This is a genomic window from Sporosarcina sp. P25, assembly GCF_002743235.1.
In the GTDB taxonomy this organism is placed as follows: domain Bacteria; phylum Bacillota; class Bacilli; order Bacillales_A; family Planococcaceae; genus Sporosarcina; species Sporosarcina ureae_B.
In genome coordinates, this window is record NZ_PDYV01000001.1 from 155,694 (window position 1) to 176,236 (window position 20,543).

The window sequence follows — 20,543 nt, forward strand, 5'->3', positions numbered from 1 at the left end:
TGAACTTTCGCAATTGATTGGAGAATGTTATGGCAAGTAGGAATGTGAGCGTTAGAAACCTATTTAAATTTATGTATGTGTTTTTTTTATGTTTTATTCTTTTTAAACCAACTCCAACAAATTTGTTGGGCGATTTTTTAGCAGTTAAGTTGTTCGATGCAATAGCATTAATAATTATTTTGATAATATTACTAATTATCTTAATTAATTCATCTGCATTGCAAATCAGTTATAAATCATTTAATAATAAATCAATTATTATATTATTGATTTTCGCGTATTTAAGTTTACTTTCGCAATTTATAGCATCTATTGTGATTGGACAGCCGACTGTATTAAATGACCTTTTTGAATTATACCGTTATATTTACTACTTTTTAGTTTTTTTTGTATCGTATATAAGTGGTAGTTTAATAAAACCTGCTATAATCCAAAAAACATTTCTTATTGGTGGAGGCGGGGTTGTTTTAATAGCAATATTGCAATACTTTAATCCTTTGAATATTCAAGTAGCACTTTCTTATATATATACAGAAGAAAAATTACGAGGGTTAGGCGCAAATAATCCGAGAGTCTTTGGAAGCATGTACAATGCAAACTGGTTTGGATTGTTTGCAGCTATTTGGACAAGCTATATCTTTTTTTTACTTCAAAAATCGGATATTTCAAAAAGAATACTATGGCTCGTGCTACTATCATATGGAATCTTTGGAATATACGTATCGGGATCTAGAACTGGGTTTGTATTAATGGTATTAGGTCTTATTGTTACAATTTTACTTTCACTTTGTAAAAGCTTTAAGATCAAAAATATTATTATATCATTTCTAGTAGTTTTTGGAATTTACAATTTTATACCTTTTATTCGTGAAAAGAGTAATCGTTTCAATGAACTATTTATAGCTTTTGGTACAGGAAGGTTTGAAGGTGTTAGTAGTTTCGAAGGAAGAATAAGTACTCTAAAGAATTCACTAGAGTATGCTTCAATAAATCCGTTAACAGGTATAGGCTATGGGAACTTTTACAATTTACTTCCTCACAACTCATTTTTATTATTATTAATTCAGTTTGGAATAATTGGTTTAACTGTAATATCTATGTACTTTGCTTATAATATTTTCATTATTACTCGAAAAGCTCTGAAATCTAGTATAAGTAATGAAAATGTTTATTTAATAGCATTATTAACTGCAATTATTCTTAACGTAGGGATGTTATCGGGGGAATATGTTAATTCAATTCAACTAATGAGCTTTTACATGCTGATAGTAGGCTACGCATTGGGGCTAAATATTAATTTTACTAAAGAGCAGGTACAATGAATACAGCCAAAATGCGCTTACCCATTGTATGAAATAGATTGAGTAAAACACAAAAACGTTGTTTTTAGGATATAAGATAGCACCAATCATAGAGCTTTCTACCCAACCCTACCAGTAAAAGAGGAACTGAAAACAATGGTTAAAAGCAGGTACCAGGTCCCACACAATTAAATTGAAGACATTTATGAAAGATGGCCGTATCGAGATCGACAATAACCGAGCAGAGCGATCAATAAAGCCTTTCGTAATCGGTAGAAAAAACTGGCTTTTCGCAGTTTCCACAAGAGATGCTACTTCAAGTTCAATCGCCTATAGTCTCGTAGAGACCGCAAAAGAGAATGGCGTGAATCCCTTCTTCTACTTGCAGTTTCTTTTCGAAGACCTTCCTCAACGCAATCTTGAAAAAATCGCCCCGAAGAATCTTTATGATTGATTCTTTGGGGCATTTTCTTTTATACGAAACAACGTGTTCATTTTTTGACGCTTACTTATAAGTGGACTTTTTGAATCTGATGAACCCAAAACGCGGTTTCAGGTGTTGATGAGGGAAATTTCACCAGACATGTGAAGCGAATCGATTAACGCGTGTCATCTTAGGAATCGAAACGACTGCTCATTACTATGAAGGCATAGTCAGAGTTGTGATCAACAGGGCTCTATATAGCGAGAGTAATCAAATACAGCGACAAAAGGGGAAGAACGTATAGAAGATGCTGAGCTACTAGAAGACTGACCGAATGATAGGATACCAGGTTCCCGCATAATTCATAGTTCATTAATATGTGCTTTAATTAAAAGTAAAATAAAACAATGTATCAGACCGCAACACTCCACTCTACAGATTAAATCTGTGAAGTGGAGTGTTTTTTATGTCAAGAAAATACGAAATATCACGATATCTATTTTCCGTCAAGAGCTAAGAAAAATGTGTAGTAAAAATAAATTTCATATTAAAATAAACTATTAGTTAGAAGATTCTGTGGACTAAGTATTATTTTTGCGCTATACTAATCAAAATGGCACGGGGAGGAAGACTCATGTTGGATGCGGGGCTTACCACAAGGATGAGTGGTAGTAGTTATAAACAGTTCGGAAAAGAAGTTCTTTGCACTCAAATACACTTTTCCATGCTGGAGGCAATGTTCGAAATTGATCATGAGGTGCAAAGGCAGTTAGATCCCCGGAAGCGTAAAGATATTCGGGATTTCATACTCGATAGTCTGGAAAAAGGAGAACCGTTTTACTTTTCACCATTCGTATTCTCTAGTCGGGGAAATATACAAGAAATAGATGGTGGCTTCGTGTTGAAACCAGGATGTAGTATTTATGTCCTTGATGCACAGCACCGTATGTCTGCAATTGCTTCTGCTATTAGTCAGTTGAAATCGAAGAAGGAAGCAGCGGAAGAGACGGGGAATCAGGCGGAAGCTGAGGAAGCGCGGAAGTTCATTCAAATCTTAGCGGGATATCCTGTGTCGATGCAAGTCTATTTGGATTTAAATCAGCAGGAAGAACGGCAGTTGTTTACGGATTATAATACCGAACGACGAGAAGCGCATCCAGGATTCATGTTGTTGTATGATCAACGAGACGCCTATACTGAGTTGACGCGTACTATAGCAGAGCAGTTGAAGACGCGCCTAGATATTGATCAAGTGCGTTCACGGCTTACTGAAACGAATACGTCGATTACTTCATTAATTACGATGAAGAAGTGTCTGCTTGCGTTATTTGAAGGTTGCTTGACGGTGAAAACCGGTAATCCGTATTACAAAGGTTGTAAAGCGAGTGAAGTACCGGCTATTGCAGAAGCATTCTTTTCCTCTTGGTTGCAACTGTTCCCTAAACGCATGACGGACAGAAAGAATTATGCGTGTGGCGTGACGGGGGTCCAAGTAGCTCTTGCTTATACCGTCTATACGCTAACGCGAGAGCAGTCATTGACGCATATGGAAGCTATTCAGCAACTGCAACTGTTGAAGAAGAGATGTACATGGAAACATGATGATCCTGCATTTGATCATATGTACAATAAGCAATCGAAACAAGTGCGGAATCATTCGAATTCCACAGCGGTTAAGCGAACGATGCTGGAATTTTTACTGATCATTCGGGAGGAAAGGGAGCGTTTGAATGATCGTCAATGAGATATTTTCTAAGAGACAGACGATGGTGATCTATACGGTGAAAGAGTTGACGAAAATGCTGGACGATCAGCGTTTGGTACTTAGGGAAGTCAATGCAGGGCAGGCCCGGATGATTCGACGGTACATACTCGACAATGTCATTCAGGAACAAATTTATCTACCACCTATCGTTGCGGCAATCGAATCTGGAAGTCTTGCGGACGGCCGACCCGATTCATTGATCGTAATAGATGGTTCGCAGCGTATGAAAGCGCTAACACAACTTGAAGCAGCAGTTTCTCGCATGACGAGTAGTGATGATGTAGCGGAACAGAAGAAAGGTTTTACGTTACATTATATGCTGAATCAAATCGAAGTAGCAGTGCAAGTATTTGAAGGGCTGTCGCCAAAAGAAATGGATCAGCTATACATAGATCTCAACACGAAAGGAAAAAAGGTGTCACTGTCGAAGCGGATATCTTACGACTCGCGCAATGAAGTGAATTCGCTTACGAACAGGCTTCTTAAGAGTCATCAGTTGCTTGGAAAAGCGGGAGTGGAGCTGGAGAAGGCTGCCGTCATGAGACCGCGTAATACCAATTTGGTTTCGTTGTCGCAATTGAGGCGATTGGTTGGTTATTTTTTGACGGGTAAAGTAGTGAGCGGAAAGATCGCGATGCACAGTGAAAATACAGGAGAAGTGGAAGAAACTTACGAATTACTGATGACATGGTTTGATGAATTGTTCAATTTGCACGATGCGAAAACGATAGGTGATTATAAGGTATCTATGTTGGCAAGCTATTCAGTATTGTCAGCACTAACTCAGTATGCCTACAGTGGAGTGGAAAACGAAACGTACGCAGTGAAACAGCAAACGATTCAGGATCGTATGCGAAAACTTTCCCATGTAGATTGGTCACCAAAGCAAGATATTTGGAAGAAATTCGATGGCGATGTGAGAGGGAAGGACAAATTCTATTATCTTACACACAATAAGAAAAACAATCAGGCATTGATTAACTGGCTGCGCCTTGAAGGAGGTGAGTAGGTACTGGCAGGAAAAAATCCCCGAGTGTTAGCAGTCCGGTCAGACTCACTCGGGGATTACCGATTGGAGTATGCTACCAATCTATAGATAGTATACTCTTTTTTTATTGATTACAAAAGCAATTAAGAAAAAAGGAGGCAACACAATGAAAGTCGAAACGAACTTTATGATGACAAAAGCAACATGCATGATTTATCCTATGTACAATGAGGTAGGTAAACTGCAGTCAGTGGTGATGGAAAACAAAGAGTTGATACAGGTTGATTTCAAGCCAACAGATTTAGTGGACCAAAACATTCGTTACCATGGATCCAGTTTGCGCGGTGCGTGGGATGGATCACGTGTCATTTTAGGCGGAAGATTCGCCATGATACCCGTTATAGTCAGTGAGAAGCTGAATATGTATTGGTTTCCTCTTTACTCACCGTCTCGACCAGATTGCGCATGGTTTGCACTGCAACGAATCCACAGCTATCATCGTCTGAATAAAAAACAAACACGTGTCATGTTCGATAATGGCGAATACTTTATTGCAAACATTTCGTATACAAATTTTGAAGGCAAATATGTACGAGCTTGCAGGCTGAAGCATGCAATGGACAGAAGAACAGAGTCATTGATGGTATGTGAGAGTCCGCAGTCTGCGACGTATTTGATTAATCGGGATACGAGTGACAGGAACTATAGTATGGAACTGGATTGAATGGAGTAGTTCAAGAAGTATGCGCATGAACATGAGAGATCCGATTACCGGGTAACTGGTAAGGGTGTATCGCAAGTACTGGCATTTTCTGAGCCTAGTAGTTCTTTCTAATAATATAGAGTTTTTTATATACTCTCACTTGAAATTCATCAAATACTGGAGATTAATGAGATAGCTTCTGTATATACTAGATATTAGTTAATGAAAGAAGATCGTGTAGGCATTGATCTATCTGATCTTACAACTGCACAGATGAGCAGGGGATTACTATTTAAAGCTAGGATTATCTTTGGCAAAACTACCGATGAATTATATAAGCATAGAAAAGTAGTAATCACAATGCATTCTCATGAAAGAATGCTAGAAAAGACAGGTTCTAACAAATTGCCCAAAGTAATAGAGACCATTCAATGGCTAACGGATACAGACAGTGTTTTGAAAGCCCAGTTTAAAGGGCATAGTTCACTAGCATACTCATTAACGACACGAAGGAAACGCACGATTGTACTGCCAATCAGCTTTAAATTTGTACGCGGAAGAAGATACTTATTATCCCTTACTCAAAGTCTTTCCCAGGATGAAAATTTAACAGATCAAATGGCTGAACTTCGACTTAAAATAGTGCGGAAACAAAATAAGAAGTAAGTTAAATGAACCAAGAATTGCTGGAAAAGTAATTGTAGATGATTAAAATCATAGACGTAAGGGCAGTTTTAATGAAAGGGGAGACTTCACATGCTAATCATAAACAGGGAGGTTCAGTCAATGGACCGGGAAACAACTTTGCTAAAGAAAGACATTCATTGGCAAATTGAGGATAGTTTATATGTTGTTAGGAATGTCCCTTCTTTAAAAGCTGACTATGACGATGAAGAGCTATTAGATGTTGATGTATCCATTACATTAACTGCATTACGTGACTTAATGGTGGAGAATTCTATTCCTGTAGACGTAGATTTCACAGGTTTTGCAGATATTCGGTTCTAAGATGGGTAAATAAACTAAACTATGTGCAGCCTGTGTCTTCTTGGACATGGGCTTTTTTGATTGCTAGCATTCTACTTGGAAGGTTTGTCGGTACTGGCGGCAAAAGTAGGTACCATGTTGCCACATATAGTTAGTGGGAACAAGGTGATGATCGCCAACGTTAGAATAATGGACAAATCGCCTGTTACTAGTAGAAGACTTATCACTATGGCCATATAAATTCCCCACGTTGCTTTAACTTTTTTGTCGGGATGCGTGTCTCCATTTTTGCTCAGTATTGCCAATACAAATGTAACTGTCTCTGTATTCGTAATGAAGAGCAAAGCAAATAAAATAATGTTTATGATACTCATAAACATCGTAAATGGTAGTTATTTAAGTAATATAAACATATTCAGCGCATTATTTGCAAAGGCCCTATACCTGAGCTTATGGAAACGAAATGGCTCATGTATGCACTTAATGAGTTGCAAAAAGAAAAGTCTTCTGATGACTGAGAAACTCATCATCAGAAGACTCTTTTTGCTTTACTAAGAATTTGTACATTCGCACTAAGTAATTAAGTAGTTTCAAGATGCCTGTACACCAAAATTTTGTACGTTCTTGTTTATTCCTGCGCTCATGTTAATCATTCGACAAATCTCTTTTATAAAAGACTCCGAACTTACCCCATATGTCTTCCATTTGATTGAGCCGTTGTTCAACATTCTCTTCACGTTCTTTACCTAAATAGACAATTAGAGCATTAATCAAGCTTAAAGGTGCTGTGAAAGAATCGATGAACGATGGCATATCACTGGAAGCAGTCAATGTAATATCCGAATAGGGCAGAAGGGGAGACAACAGGTTATCAGTAATCGCAATAGTACTGGCTCCCATCTCTTTTGCAAACGCAATAGTGTTAATTGTACTGCTGGAATAACGTGAAAAACTTATCCCGACCACAACATCTTTGCTAGTGAGTGAATGAAGTTGTTCAGGAATAATTTCAAACGAACCCAGTATTTCAGAGTTATCCAGAATGATATTTAAATAATAGTGCAAGAATATTCCAAGTGAAGCCGTACTTCTATTTGCAGAAATATAGATTTTATTTGCATTAAGAAGAAGATCGGCAGCTTTATGAAAGGATTTAATGTCCAAAGACTCTAGAGACGCCCTTATATTATTAATATCATCATTGAAAATGTCATAGATTGCCTGCTCTTTATCGTCATACACATTGGAAGACATCTTAAGCCGTTCGGTTGTAGTTAGTTGTTCCTTGACGGAATTTTGCATTTGCTTTTGCAATTCCGGATAGCCTGAGTAGTCCAGTGCTGTGGCAAACCTCACAACGGTAGCTTCACTTACGCCAGCTTTTGCAGCCAATTCTGCTACATTGAAAAAGGGTACAGTATTAACGTTTTTTAATATATAGTTGGCAATTTTTCTGTGCGATTTGCTTAACTGAGTAATATTTTCAGCGACATGTTGAAAAACATTTGTTTTGTTCATACTCGTTCAAATCCTTGAGCTGTATTTTAGTAATTAACGATTGGATCCTTGCCTGGTAGTAAGTTGCGATCCAAGTCATCGAGATATGGGACAACACTTCTCGTTTGACTGATGAGGGAAAGGTCCATATCATAAATCAGGATGTGTTCCTCGTCAGAAGGCGATTCAGTTAGGACTTCTCCATTTGGTGCGACGAGCTTACTTTTACCACAGCTACCTTCGTGGACTGTATTTACACCAAGTACAAACACTGTGTTATCTAATGCACGAGCTGGTAATTGGATATCCCATCTAGATTGTGCTGGAATACTCCAGACAGAAGGGCAAATAATAAGTTGTGTTCCTTGTAAAGCTAAAATCCGACTTGGCTCAGGGAACTCAATATCTGCGCAGATTAAAATACCGATATTGCCAATAGATGTGTGAATAACATTGTATTTTCGTTCACCTGCTGCGAAATGGTTCTTTTCTCTTCCCCAGAGGAAGGACTTCCTGTAGGTGGTTAATAATTCGCCTGTATTCTCAATTACAGCGGTTGAAATGTAAATATTACCGCCTTCTTTTTCCACGAATGGAACGACGAGTAAGACGTTATGTTCTGCTGCTGCTTCCTGGAAAAGAGATATTGTCTTACCTTGAGGTGTTTCCGCAAAGGCAGTAAATTCTTCTGTTGATAAATAATAGCCGCTTATCCATAGTTCGGGCAATACAATGAGCTTTGCTCCTTGGCTTGCAGCTTCGGAAATCATAGCCATTGCTTGAGTTATATTTTCCTCCCTAAGATTGGGCTTTGAATGCATTTGCAGGGCAGCCACTTTAACCAATCCAAACACTTCCTTTTTCTATTATATTATAACACTTTACGTAAAAAAGATTTTGTTCGTTCATTTTCAGGATTAGTGAATATCTTTTCAGGAGGACCTTGCTCCATAATGATACCCTGGTCGAAGAATATAACACGATCACATACGTCACGGGCAAAATCCATTTCATGTGTTACAACCACCATAGTCATTCCACTTTTAGCTAGATCTTTCATCACTTCTAATACTTCGCCTACCAATTCGGGATCTAAGGCTGAAGTCGGTTCATCGAACAACATGATTTTCGGATTCATTGCAAGACTGCGTGCAATCGCGACACGCTGTTTTTGACCACCGGAAAGTTTCTCAGGGTATACATTTGCTTTGTCGGCAAGACCCACTTTTTCAAGTAGTTTTATAGCATTTTCATGGGCATCTGCCTTGTTTTTTTTACTAACGATCATGGGAGCTAATATGATATTTTCAATAACGGTCATGTGGGGGAAGAGGTTGAATTGTTGAAACACCATGCCCACCTCACTGCGTATTTTATTAATATTTGTTTTTTTATCAGTTAAAGAAACCTCTTCGATCAGAATTTCACCTGATGTAACTTCCTCTAATAAATTCAAACAACGAAGAAAAGTACTTTTTCCAGAGCCGGATGGTCCGATTATTGAAATTACCTCTTTAGGTTTAATATCGCATGAAATACCCTTCAATACTTCTAATTCACCGTAGTATTTATGTAAATCATTCACTTGTATCATTTAACATGCAACCTCCTTTCAACAAAACGTAAACCTATTGAAATGGAGAGAGTGAGCACTAAGTATAAAACTGCAACTGCAGTATACACTTCAACGGCACGGAAGTTAGAAGAAACTACAATCGTTCCTTGACGTGTAAGTTCACCTACTCCAATTACTGTTAGTAAAGACGTATCTTTAAGACTAATGATGAACTGATTGCCTAATGGCGGAATCATTCGTCTAAATGCCTGTGGCCATGTAATCCGATATAAAGTTTGAAGTTTTGTAAGACCAAGGGATCTTCCAGCTTCTATTTGTCCATTATCTACACCTTCAACTGCTCCACGAACTATTTCTGCAATATATGCACCTGCGTTCAGTGCGATAGTTACGACACCAGCTACAAGTGGGTCAATTTTAATGCCCAACATCAACGGTAATGCAAAATAAATATAAAGTGCCTGAACCATGATTGGGGTTCCACGTATAATTTCTACATAGACAGTGGACAAACTAAAGAGGATTTTACTTTTGGAAAGCCTCCCTAATCCAACGACTATACCAATGATGAAACCAATCAAAATACCGACAATTGCAATGAGGACGGTATATTTCATTCCTTTAAGTAAAAAAGGCAAAGCTTCAATTGCAAATGACCAGTCCAGTGTGAAACCAGTATTCATAAACTATCACTCCTTTCAACTAACTTTGTATAAACGTAATGTAGAAATAACTATATACCCTCTGTTGGTCGATCTTATTTTTTAGGTGGTGCTTCTCCAAACCATTCTTTATACAATTCTTCATACTTTCCATTTTCCATCAATGTTGTTAAAGCGTTATCAACATCTTCCTTTAGTTCACTGCCTTTAGGCATTGCAATTCCGAATGATTGACCTTCAAGTAAATCACCTATTGTTTTCACTTTACCTTGTCCATTCGTTTTAATGTAATATTGAATGTTTGGTAAATCGAAAATGACAGCATCTGCAGAACCTTTTTCAAGTTCCATATAGGCTTGGTCTATGTTGGGGAAGGGTACTAAGTCTTTTAGTCCTTCAATTTCAGATGCATAATCATAGCTGGATGTTCCTTGTTTTGTGGCAACAACTTTACCTTTTAAATCGGCTACACTTTGTATTTCGGTTTCATCTTCTCTGACAAGAATAGCAGTTCCCGCATCATAATACGGTGCGCTGAAGTCAATAATCGCTTCACGTTCTGGTTTTATAGTAATTCCAGCGATAGCTAAGTCTAAATTTTTCGTTTGAAGTGCGGGAATAATACCTGTGAAATCCATCGGTTTAAGTTCATATTCAAATCCAGCTTCTTCTGAAACCGCTTTCAATAAGTCAATATCAAATCCAACGTACTCACCTGATTCTTGATCTAAAAACTCAAAAGGTACGTAACTAGTGTCTGTCCCTACTATCAATACCTTTTTTTCTGATGTTTCTTTTGCTGATGTTTCTGAAGGGCTTTTGTCTGAACTACAGCCAAACAATAGTAAGCTGCTAGCTAATGCTGTACCTGCTATTACATTTATAAAAGTTCTTTTTTGCATTTCATTTCCTCCTCTAAATTAGTTGTAGTATTCATAATATTCTAATCCCACTTAATGTGCAATGTTTATTTCATAAAACAGAATGGAAAAATTATTTATTTCATATTGACAATATATTAATAAAACTCTTTATATTAAATAGTTAAAATAATCTTTTTATTTGTTTACAATATGCATTGGGTTATGTATAGTTGAAATAAATATTTCATTTATATAAAAAATGAAATAAAAAATTCTAAAAGGGTGAAAATTATGTCGCAAAATAAAGTTCTTTCCGGAATTGAAGAGTATAAAAAAATGACCCCTAAGTCGTTGGAGTTTTCGAAAACCTCAAAGGAAGTTATGCCAGGAGGTGTCACTGCGAATATTAAATTTTTTGAACCGTACCCACTTATAATGAAAAAAGGTTCTGGTGCATACCTGACAGACTTGGATGGAAACGAATATATAGATTATCTTCTATCCTATGGTGCATTGATGACAGGTCACGGACATCCTAAAGTATTAGAAGGAATTCGTAACCAGCTTGAAGAAGAGGGAACGTTACTATTTGGCACCCCACACCATTTGGAAGTCAAAATGGGGCAGAAAATTAAAGAATTGTATCCAAGTATTGAAAAGCTGCGCTATACGAATTCAGGAACAGAAGCAACTTTACTTTCCATACGGATGGCATATGCTTATACAGAAAAGTATAAAATTGCAAAATTTGAAGGTCACTACCACGGAGGGTATGATCAGGTTTTACTTAGTGTGAATCCTTCCGTTAACGAAGCGGGACCGGCAAAGAGACCGAATGCTATTGCGGAGTCAAAAGGTGTAGATCCTTATCACAAGGAACATACTGTTATATTGCCTTTTAATGACTTGGAAGCAACAACAGAAATTTTAACGAAACATAAAGATGAAATCGCGGCTGTTATTTTAGAGCCAATACAGGGTGGATTCATTCCTGCTGAACAGGAATTTATGGATGGTTTGCGGGTAATTACTGAGAAACTAGGCATTCTTCTAATATTCGATGAAGTAAAGACAGGCTTTCGTTTGGGACTGGGTGGAGCACAGGAGATTTACGGTATTACACCCGATTTGACAACGTTGGGGAAAGTTGTTGGTGGAGGGTTCCCAGTAGGAATTATCGGCGGGAAGAAAGAAATAATGGAAATGAGCGCACCTACGGCAGCTTCAGATGTTTTCGATAATAGTCAAAGCAAAAAATCGGGAGCAAAAGATGTGCTATTCCACAGTGGTACTTACAATGGACATCCTACTATTCTTGCGGCCGGTTTGGCGACGATTGATGTGCTTGAAGAAGAAATTCAACATGTTTTCAAAAGTACAGAACAATTAAAATCCGGAATTTGTGACTTGTTTTCACAAAAAGGAATTAATGTACAAACGATAGGTATGGGGTCAATCTTCAATATTATTATTACAGAGAAAGAGAACGTTCATAATTATCGAGATTTACAAGAATCTAATTTCGCATTACGAAAGGAAATTGATTATCACTTATTAACTAAGGGAGTTTATACAAAGCCTCTCAATCGTTATAGTCTATCTACCGTTCATGGAATGAAAGAAATTGACAAGACGTTGGAAGCGTTTAAAGTAACGTTGAATAAGTTATTTTAATATGTCATTTCGGATCGAATGCATGTATGGCTGTTTTTTACGCATATGCCTTTTCTACAATTCAACATATATAAAACGCAGTCGCCATTTTTAAAGTGGCGGCTGTGTTCGTATTAAAAGTGTTTTCTATAATGAAACAGCCCGGGTACCAGGTCCCCACACAATTCTCACACAATTACTTGGCAATTAGATAGAGTTGAAAATATAGTTTAAATATTTTGAAATATTTTATCTTCCGTTCATATTCGCCGTATAGAATATAGCTATACAGAATGAATGGAGATGAAGAACATGAGTACTTTATTAATTGTTGCATCGTCTGCAATGGTAGTCGCTCTCATTTTATACAGTATTGGCGTATTCGGTGAGAAAATTAGTGGTACGATCCAATTCAAACATCTAGTATTCTTTGTAGGTGGGTTGATATTCGATACGATCGGTACTACGCTCATGAACCGAATTGCTAGGCAAGATGGAGGTTCGACATTTGGACTTCATCAAATTACGGGTGGTGCCGCACTTGTATTAATGGCTTTTCACTTGGTATGGGCGATTTGGGTCTATAACAAAGGCGGTGAAAAAGCGAAACACCAATTTCACAAGTTTAGCTTAGGTGTATGGACGCTTTGGGTTATTTCATTTGTGCTGGGTATTTTGCTTGGGATTGGGGTAATTTGAATCGGTGCCAGGTCCCCACACAATTCCCACACAATTCGGGTAACTCTCGATACAGTACCAGGTCCCCACACAATTCCCACACAATTCGGGTAACACTCGGTACAGTACCAGGTCCCCACACAATTCCTACACAATTCGGGTAACACTCGATACAGTACCAGGTCCCCACGCAATTCCCACATAATTCGGGTAACTCTTATCCACTAGAATACTATACAACACTTACTCATCACCTTTGTTGAAGTCGAGCACGGGTGCAACGGGTAAGTGTCTTTTCGGTTTTTTAGGCGTTACTAGTTCATTGACATAGTTTTCAAAGTTCGTTGCGTTAAACAACGTGGAAGGTCGCAGGAATGCGCTGAATTCAGGGCGGTTCAACCATTGCTTGGTCTTTAGATCAATGACACGAATGAAATCTTCTTGTGTATAGCCTTCTTTAATTCGCCCGTTGATGAATTTATGGGTGGCCGCGGATTGGGGTTTGAACTGTTTTCCGGTTTTGTCATTCAAGTACTGAATCACAGAATGTGCGACGTCGAGATTCTTCTCGACAATGGGTTTATTTTTTATATTCTTAAGTTCTTTGGTAATAGGCCGTCCCATAGTGGGATACGCCACCGTCTCAGTGTGAGTTGGCACGGCGTCCAATTGTGGGTTGGCAGTCGACTCATGTTGGGGTGGTGTCGCATCCCATGTTGGGTTAGCCGGTATCTCATTTGGCTTATAGGAAAAAGGTAGCTGTTCATAATCGATTCGATACCATTTCGTATTGTCGATTTTCATCCTATTATGCTTCGAAGTGGAAATCAAATAACCTTTTTGTTCCAAGTCATACGTAATCCGTTTGATCGTATTCAACGACCAAAACGGAAATTCTTCCATCCAGTCGTCGTACGTATTGAACACCCACTTATGACCATCCCGTATATTTTTTGAAATGTTCAAGCGGTAGTGCAGTTGTTGTAGAAATAGCGCAGCGTTTAATCCAACTTTCATGGCCAGTGATGGTAATAATGGGATCGGATCTTCGTTTATTAGTAATTTCATATCATTGCCCCCCTAGAGATCAGTGTGATTGAGTACTCATTTTGTACTTCTTATGCTCTATATAGAGAGTTTTCTTGAAAAGGATACTTGTTTTTTGCGAGTACCAGGTTCCCACGCAATTCGGGTAATTTAATAGGGGAAAGACCATTCCCATATAAATTAAAGAAAAAGCGTCAACTCCAAAGATTCGGTGTTGACGCTTTTTGATGATTAACATATATAAAAATTAGTTATTTAATAATAGCTTGTTTTTTTGGAAATATTTTTTTGTTCAAAAAATATCTTTAGTCTTGGGCAAAAAAATGCCGTAGTTCTCTCCAAATTTAATCGTGATGGGAATACATTCAGGGAGCTTTTGCCGTCCTTTACTTTTCTTCAGACGCTGATTACAAGACTTTAGTAACTAACTGATTGGTAGAAAAACATAATGGCATATCATCCGAAGAAAATCCCAAATTGATTTACGCTGTTGTTGAATTAATCGCATTAATTTCAATCAATGGGAACGTGATCAGCGTGATAAACATTTGATTCCAAATGCCTTTTGGTGAATGGCTAAACACGTGACGTACTTTCAAATGCTGCTTAATCCATTTGAAAAATAATTCGATATATCAACGATTCTTATATGTCTCTAATATCTCACTTTCACTTAAGTCAATCCGGTTTGTGAGTAAGTGGAACGTGGTTCCTTCTTCGTCCACTAATTCTATATATCTACAAATTTCTTTTCGTGTCAATATCGAAACTAAATCATTTCGCTTCAAATGGGGAAGAGTAGATTTATAAACTCTGATGAATTCTACAAGAAACGTCTTTCGAACACGTAAGAGAAATTGAATATTTCTTTCGCGCCAGCCCCCAATTTTTGTCTCTCGCATGTCGTTGAAGTACCCAATAACGTCTACCTAATCGACCAAGTGAATCAGCTAAATCAGCTGTATTTAAATCGATTAATCGACGACTAATTTATGAATAGCTAATAGATGTGAGCTCCAATTCCCTCTGCAATGCTTTTTAGAACGAATTCCTTTAAGTCCTTCTTTTAAGTTAGGGACAAAAGCCTCCTTAAATCCATAGAGTTAACGAAAAAATAGCCAATTAATATTTTGGTCATTGTGGATAGTTCACATAAAGAAATCAATATTATATGCTTTTTTGCCATATAAACTTTAATACAAATACATTAAAGTTTAAATAGGGTAAATATTCACAATAACACGAAAATTATATAGGAGGAATAATAATATGCGTTTCAAAAATAAAGTTGCAATCGTCACAGGATCAGGAAGTGGAATAGGGAAGATGATTGCAAAAAAGCTCGTTTTAGAAGGAGCAAAAGTGGTTGTTACCGATATTGACGAGGCTACATGCAAATCATCAGTAGAAGAATTGAGAGAGTTAGGTGGCGAGGTAACGTCGATTGTTGGGGATGTATCTAATGCAAAGGATGTGCAGAATGTTGTAAATAAGGCAATTCTTCAATTTGATAAGATCGATATTTTAGTAAATAATGCAGGGATCTTAAAAGATGCGAAAATCCACGATATGAAAGAAGAGAGTTGGGACGAAGTTATTGACGTATGTTTGAAAGGTACATTTTTGTTTTCAAAGTACGCTTCACTCTCGATGATGGAACAAAAATACGGGAAGATTGTAAACATTTCTTCACGTGCTCATTTAGGAAATCCTGGCCAAGCAAACTATTCATCGGCTAAAGCAGGTATTGTTGGTTTAACAAAGTCACTCGCAAAAGAGTTAGGTAGAAATAATATAAATGTAAATGCGGTTGCACCGGGGTTGATTGAAACAGCAGCATTACGAAATCATCCGAAATATGAAAAAATCAAAGAATTACAGAAAAAGGATACACCTCTTCAGCGGGTTGGTTTACCCGAAGATGTTGCGAATGCGGTATTATTTCTTGCGTCCGACGATGCTTCATATGTCACAGGAGACTTGTTACATGTAACAGGTGGTAGGTTTGGCTAATCAAGGAGGAGAATTATTATGTTCGATTCAGATGAAACGATTGCAGTAAAAGATGGAATGTGGAGAGATACAGCAAATGGTCCACTATTAATCGGGAGTAGATGTGGAAATTGCGGGGAGTTATTGTTTCCTGAAAAGAAAAACAACTTCTGTCCCAATTGTTATGAAAGCGCTTTAACGGAAGTGGAGCTTAGTAAAGAAGGGGTAATTAAAGCTTTTACGATAATTAATGAAAGACCAACAGGAGAGTTTTATAAGGGGAAAGTTCCATATTGTTATGGAGTAGTAACACTGCCAGAAGGGATTAATATTCTTGCTTTGTTTCAAGATGCGGAATGGGAAAATATGAAGATTGGTCAAAACGCTAAATTAATCATCGAACCATTATACGAAGAAGAAGGTACATCTGTTTTAACTTATAAATTCTCTCCGATATTTGACGGGGAATTAGAAAGAGGGGGGAAAACTATTGAGTGAAGAAGTTTGGGTTGCTGGGATCGGCACAACAAAGTGGGGTGTATCTCAAAATATTGAATCATACGAATTAGGCGCTCAGGCGATTATTGAAGCGATTCGAGATTCCGAATTAGGATGGGATGAAGTTCAAGCTATTTATTGTGGAAGTGTTTATCAAGGAACAGGTTCAGGACATCGTGTAGTCCAAGAGCTTGGTTTTAATGGAGTTCCCATTATTAATGTAGAAAATGCTTGTTCTAGTGGGGCTACCGCTTTTCAACTCGCTTATCAATCTGTGAAATCAGGTGAGTACGATGTTGCGTTGGCATTTGGCTATGAAAAAATGCCACGTGGACCGATACCGAGCACAGCTTTCCCGAAATGGCAACTAGAAATGGGTTTTAATGTCCAACCTGCAAATTATTCATTAGAAACGATTGAATATATGAAAGAATATGGCGCGACTGAAGAAGATTTCGCATTGGTAAGTGTGAAGAATCGTAAAAATGGATCGCTAAATCCAAACGCACGGTTTCAAAAAACAGTGACAATTGAAGAGGTTTTGAACTCTAGAATCATTGCCACGCCTTTAAGATTACTAAATTGCTGTCCTTTAGCTGATGGAGCTACTGCATCTGTTTTAGTAAATAAAAACAGGCTGAAAAATAAAAGAAAAGGGATAGAAGTAGTGTGTTCTGTCTTAACATCAGGTGTTTACGGAGAAGCAATTTATCAATCTGGGATTGTTCCAAGTGTTAAATATTCTCCAGAAGAAGGGTTAGTTGAACTGTCCGCGAGAAAGGCTTATGAGACAAGCGGGTATGGTCCAGGGGATATGGATATTGTACAAGCTTATGACAGTATGAGTCCAGGAGAGTTATGGGATATTGAAAAGTTAGGATTTTGTGAGCGAGGGTTAGCTCCACAATTGCTTAGAGAAGGTTATTTTGATTTAGACGGGAAATTACCTGTCAATACGGATGGAGGCTTACTTTCAAGAGGACATCCATTAGGAGCAACAGGTCTAGCTCAAATCTATGAAGTTGTGCAGCAGCTAAGAGGTTATGCGGGAGAAAGGCAAGTAGATAATCCCAGAATGGGATTAACACATGCGATGGGAGCGGGACCAAATAGTACGATAACCATTCTAAAAAAATAGAAAACGGGGTATTGATGTGAGAGAAGACACTTTGTTTTATGAAGACTTTCAAGTTGGGGATGTTTATTTTTCACCATCCAGAACGGTTACTGAGGCGGATATTGTAAATTTTGCAGGTCTTTCAGGAGATTATAATGCTTTACATACAGATGAAGAGTATGCGAGAGACTCCATATTTGGACAAAGAATAGCCCATGGCATGTTAGGTATGGTCATAGCTTCAGGACTCTTTACAAGAACAGATTTAAACGGAAGAATGAGTCCAACGTTATTAGCATTATTAGGAATTGATTCTTGGAAGTTTATCTCACCGATTAAAATTAATGACACAATTCGCTTGGAAATTGAAATTGCCGATAAAAGAGAGACAAGTCAGGGCGGAAAGGGAATCGTATTTTTTAAGAGGAAAGTAATCAATCAAAACGGTGACCTTCTACAAGAGGGGACTACGCCGATGTTAATTGAAGCTTATCAAAGATAGGAGGAATAAAATGAGTATAACATTAAATGAAGAACAGTTAATGATTAAAAATACTGTTAAAAAGTTTTTGGATAAGGAAATTAGTCCAATGGTTAATGAATACGAGCATGAAGGAAAACCCGTTACAACGGATATTGTACAGAAACTTGTACCATTTGGATTCTTAGGCGGTTTGTTACCAGAGAGTAGCGGAGGCTATGGTTTAAATCATACAACTTATTTTATTATGATAGAAGAGTTGTCAAGAGTTTGGCCATCGTTGAGGGCAACAGTTGGAATTACTAATTCTGTCTTAACGCATATTTATGAATATGGATCGGAAGAACAAAAGAAAAAGTTTATACCGCCATTATTAAAGGGAGAAAAGCTCGGTTTCTTTGCATTGACTGAACCAAATGTAGGATCAGATGCGTCCAGTATACAAACACGGGCAGTGCTCAAAGGAGATAAGTGGGTATTAAATGGATCGAAAATGTTTATTACAAATGGAATAGAGGGAGAAGTTGGAATTGTTATTGCCCAAACAGATAAAGACAAAGGAAATAAAGGAATAGCTTCCTTTATAGTAGAGAAAAGTGAATCGAGTTATTATGCAAGTAAAATAGAGAAAATGGGAACATTGAGTTGTCCTTTTGCAGAATTAACATTTGATAACTGTGAAATTCCAAAAGAAAATTTACTAGGGGAAGTAGGAGACGGCTTAAGACAAGGACTTAAATTTTTGAATAGTGCTAGAGCGATGGTTGCTTTTATTTCAACGGGTATTGCACAAGCGAGTCTAGATGCTTCAATTACTTATGCAAAAGAAAGAGTGCAATTCGGCAAGCCAATCGGTGGTTTTCAACTAATACAAGAAAAAATTAGTAATATGGTCACTTTAACAAATGCAATGCGTTTGCTCGGTTTACAAGCTAGTCATCTATTAGATGAAGGGAAAGAATGTAAGGTAGAATGTTCGATGGCAAAATACTTCTCTACAGAAAATGTCTTAAAAGTCGCAGAAGATGCTTTACAAATTCACGGAGGATATGGTTATACAAAAGAGTTTCCAGTAGAGAGATATTATAGAGATATACGATATTTCACGATTGCTGAAGGAACTAATGAAATACAGAAACTTATTATTGGAAGAGAGCTTTTAGGGATTTCTGCTTTTACTTAAAAGGAAGGAGGGATTTGAATTGCTACCACTTGAAGGAATCAAGGTTTTGGATTTAACTAATTTACTTCCAGGACCTTTTTCAACAATGATCTTTGCAGAGCTAGGTGCAGAAGTTATAAAAGTAGAGAGACCGGGGATAGGGGATGGAGCAAGAGAAGTAGCAGGGTTATTTGAAGCAATTAACAGAGGTAAAAAAAGTATTACACTTGACCTTAAAAATAATGAAGACAAAAAGAAGCTTTCTGCACTAATAGAAGAAAGTGACGTAATGATCGAAGGTTTTAGACCGGGCGTAATGGAGAGATTGGGTTTTCTAAAAGATAAAGTGAAGACAATAAATCCGCGCATCATTTATTGTTCTATTTCGGGCTATGGACAAGAAGGACCGTATAGAAATCTGCCAGGTCACGATATAAATTATTTAGCTGTATCAGGTATTCTTAGTATTAGTGGAGATCCAAAAGGAAAACCAGAGGCAGCAGGTGGTATACAAGTTGCTGATTTAGGTTCTGCTATGTATGCGGTTAATTCTGTTTTGGCTGCTTTATTATTGAGAGAGAAAACAAATGAAGGTACTTATATAGATGTCTCAATGACAGATTGTGCACTCTCTCTAATGGCACCTAGAATTAATGAGTACGTTAATCGTAACAATCCTTCCAAACAAAATTTTATGGGGAGAGGAGCTTATGGTGCCTATAAAACGAAAGATAATAAATATATTGCAATCGGCTGTGTTGAAGAACACTTTTGGCATAAATTATGTGACGTTTTAAATGTAGAAAAGTTGAAGTCGAATAAGAAGTTCGAAGGTTGGCATAATCGAATGGAACATGCAGATGAAATAAATGCTATTTTGAATAAGAAGTTTCTATTAAAGAACCGTTCAGAATGGTTGGAATTAATGATAATAGAGGATATACCGTGCGCTCCTGTTAATTTTATCGAAGAATTATTAGAGGACCCACATTTGGCATATAGAGGCATTATAAAAAAGGACGAAAATAGTGATAACCTTATTATTACGCATCCTGTGAAATTTACAAGTTTCGAAGTGAGAAGTAACTCGGATGTTCCAACAGTAGGAGAGCATAATTCCCTCATTAAAAACCCGCTATAAACTCCCGT

The 20,543-nt window shown here is 37.5% G+C and carries 21 protein-coding genes and 1 pseudogene; 15 read left to right on the forward strand and 7 right to left on the reverse strand.

Translation table 11 applies throughout. The features are described from left to right. The first annotated feature begins 29 nt into the window (after positions 1 to 29). From CSV70_RS00755 to CSV70_RS00785, 7 genes and pseudogenes are all read left to right on the forward strand, one after another. Positions 30 to 1,322: an O-antigen ligase family protein gene (locus CSV70_RS00755; protein WP_099660843.1), complete on the forward strand. Its 1,293-nt coding sequence runs from the start codon at positions 30 to 32 to the stop codon at positions 1,320 to 1,322. Between the two features lie 154 nt (positions 1,323 to 1,476). After that, positions 1,477 to 1,722: pseudogene (locus tag CSV70_RS00760) on the forward strand (IS66 family transposase); the annotation flags it as partial. Positions 1,723 to 2,359: 637 nt separating this feature from the next. Further along, positions 2,360 to 3,469 (forward strand): DNA sulfur modification protein DndB, encoded by a 1,110-nt coding sequence (locus CSV70_RS00765; protein ID WP_099660844.1) that lies wholly within the window; start codon positions 2,360 to 2,362, stop codon positions 3,467 to 3,469. Then, positions 3,456 to 4,499, forward strand: a complete 1,044-nt coding sequence (locus CSV70_RS00770) for a DNA sulfur modification protein DndB (RefSeq protein WP_099660845.1) — start codon at positions 3,456 to 3,458, stop codon at positions 4,497 to 4,499. The genes CSV70_RS00765 and CSV70_RS00770 overlap by 14 nt, the downstream gene beginning before the upstream one ends. A gap of 145 nt (positions 4,500 to 4,644) precedes the next feature. Further along, positions 4,645 to 5,202, forward strand: a complete 558-nt coding sequence (locus tag CSV70_RS00775) for a competence protein ComK (RefSeq protein WP_099627261.1) — start codon at positions 4,645 to 4,647, stop codon at positions 5,200 to 5,202. 201 nt (positions 5,203 to 5,403) lie between these two features. Then, positions 5,404 to 5,847 (forward strand): hypothetical protein, encoded by a 444-nt coding sequence (locus CSV70_RS00780; protein WP_099660846.1) that lies wholly within the window; start codon positions 5,404 to 5,406, stop codon positions 5,845 to 5,847. 120 nt (positions 5,848 to 5,967) lie between these two features. Then, the gene (locus CSV70_RS00785; RefSeq protein WP_099660847.1) at positions 5,968 to 6,189 is read left to right on the forward strand and encodes a hypothetical protein; all 222 of its coding nucleotides are present in this window, start codon (positions 5,968 to 5,970) and stop codon (positions 6,187 to 6,189) included. Positions 6,190 to 6,260: 71 nt separating this feature from the next. Here the strand turns inward: CSV70_RS00785 and CSV70_RS00790 are convergent, their stop codons facing one another. The 6 genes from CSV70_RS00790 to glnH form a co-directional block, all read right to left on the reverse strand. Beyond that, entirely contained in the window at positions 6,261 to 6,548 is a 288-nt protein-coding gene (locus CSV70_RS00790) for a BCCT family transporter (protein WP_099660848.1), read from the reverse strand. Between the two features lie 265 nt (positions 6,549 to 6,813). Beyond that, the gene (locus CSV70_RS00795; RefSeq protein ID WP_099660849.1) at positions 6,814 to 7,686 is read right to left on the reverse strand and encodes a MurR/RpiR family transcriptional regulator; all 873 of its coding nucleotides are present in this window, start codon (positions 7,684 to 7,686) and stop codon (positions 6,814 to 6,816) included. A gap of 26 nt (positions 7,687 to 7,712) precedes the next feature. Further along, positions 7,713 to 8,501 carry a nitrilase-related carbon-nitrogen hydrolase gene (locus tag CSV70_RS00800; RefSeq protein WP_233191738.1) on the reverse strand — a complete coding sequence of 263 codons (789 nt, stop codon included), beginning with the start codon at positions 8,499 to 8,501 and terminating at the stop codon, positions 7,713 to 7,715. 35 nt (positions 8,502 to 8,536) lie between these two features. Further along, positions 8,537 to 9,259, reverse strand: coding sequence for an amino acid ABC transporter ATP-binding protein (locus CSV70_RS00805; protein WP_099627265.1), 723 nt, complete (start codon positions 9,257 to 9,259; stop codon positions 8,537 to 8,539). Then, positions 9,256 to 9,924, reverse strand: coding sequence for an amino acid ABC transporter permease (locus CSV70_RS00810; protein WP_085132774.1), 669 nt, complete (start codon positions 9,922 to 9,924; stop codon positions 9,256 to 9,258). Before CSV70_RS00810 ends, CSV70_RS00805 begins: the two co-directional genes overlap by 4 nt. A 74-nt stretch (positions 9,925 to 9,998) precedes the next feature. Beyond that, positions 9,999 to 10,805, reverse strand: coding sequence for a glutamine ABC transporter substrate-binding protein GlnH (glnH, locus tag CSV70_RS00815; protein WP_099660850.1), 807 nt, complete (start codon positions 10,803 to 10,805; stop codon positions 9,999 to 10,001). A gap of 252 nt (positions 10,806 to 11,057) precedes the next feature. Here glnH and CSV70_RS00820 point away from each other — a divergent pair, with 252 nt between their 5' ends. After that, complete coding sequence (locus tag CSV70_RS00820) at positions 11,058 to 12,440, forward strand: aspartate aminotransferase family protein (protein ID WP_099660851.1); 1,383 nt, start codon at positions 11,058 to 11,060, stop codon at positions 12,438 to 12,440. A gap of 291 nt (positions 12,441 to 12,731) precedes the next feature. Further along, on the forward strand, positions 12,732 to 13,118 hold the full coding sequence (locus CSV70_RS00825; protein ID WP_099660852.1) for an HsmA family protein: 387 nt from the start codon (positions 12,732 to 12,734) through the stop codon (positions 13,116 to 13,118). A 222-nt stretch (positions 13,119 to 13,340) separates the two neighbouring features. Here CSV70_RS00825 and CSV70_RS00830 read toward each other — a convergent pair whose 3' ends face one another. After that, positions 13,341 to 14,165 carry a conserved phage C-terminal domain-containing protein gene (locus tag CSV70_RS00830; protein WP_099627269.1) on the reverse strand — a complete coding sequence of 275 codons (825 nt, stop codon included), beginning with the start codon at positions 14,163 to 14,165 and terminating at the stop codon, positions 13,341 to 13,343. Between the two features lie 1,248 nt (positions 14,166 to 15,413). On the opposite strand from CSV70_RS00830, the gene CSV70_RS00835 reads away from it, so the two are divergent. Genes CSV70_RS00835 through CSV70_RS00860 form a run of 6 tightly spaced genes read left to right on the forward strand, consistent with a single transcriptional unit; the run spans position 15,414 to position 20,535 of the window. After that, positions 15,414 to 16,157: an SDR family oxidoreductase gene (locus CSV70_RS00835; protein ID WP_085132780.1), complete on the forward strand. Its 744-nt coding sequence runs from the start codon at positions 15,414 to 15,416 to the stop codon at positions 16,155 to 16,157. Positions 16,158 to 16,175: 18 nt separating this feature from the next. Continuing rightward, a complete protein-coding gene (locus CSV70_RS00840) occupies positions 16,176 to 16,634 on the forward strand; it encodes a Zn-ribbon domain-containing OB-fold protein (protein WP_085132781.1) in 459 nt (152 codons plus the stop codon). After that, positions 16,627 to 17,772, forward strand: coding sequence for a thiolase family protein (locus CSV70_RS00845; protein WP_085132782.1), 1,146 nt, complete (start codon positions 16,627 to 16,629; stop codon positions 17,770 to 17,772). The genes CSV70_RS00840 and CSV70_RS00845 overlap by 8 nt, the downstream gene beginning before the upstream one ends. Before the next feature lie 16 nt (positions 17,773 to 17,788). Beyond that, entirely contained in the window at positions 17,789 to 18,253 is a 465-nt protein-coding gene (locus CSV70_RS00850; protein ID WP_232319153.1) for a MaoC/PaaZ C-terminal domain-containing protein, read from the forward strand. A gap of 10 nt (positions 18,254 to 18,263) precedes the next feature. Further along, the gene (locus tag CSV70_RS00855) at positions 18,264 to 19,415 is read left to right on the forward strand and encodes an acyl-CoA dehydrogenase family protein (RefSeq protein ID WP_085132784.1); all 1,152 of its coding nucleotides are present in this window, start codon (positions 18,264 to 18,266) and stop codon (positions 19,413 to 19,415) included. A gap of 19 nt (positions 19,416 to 19,434) precedes the next feature. After that, entirely contained in the window at positions 19,435 to 20,535 is a 1,101-nt protein-coding gene (locus CSV70_RS00860) for a CaiB/BaiF CoA transferase family protein (RefSeq protein ID WP_158232323.1), read from the forward strand. The last annotated feature ends 8 nt before the right edge of the window (positions 20,536 to 20,543 follow it).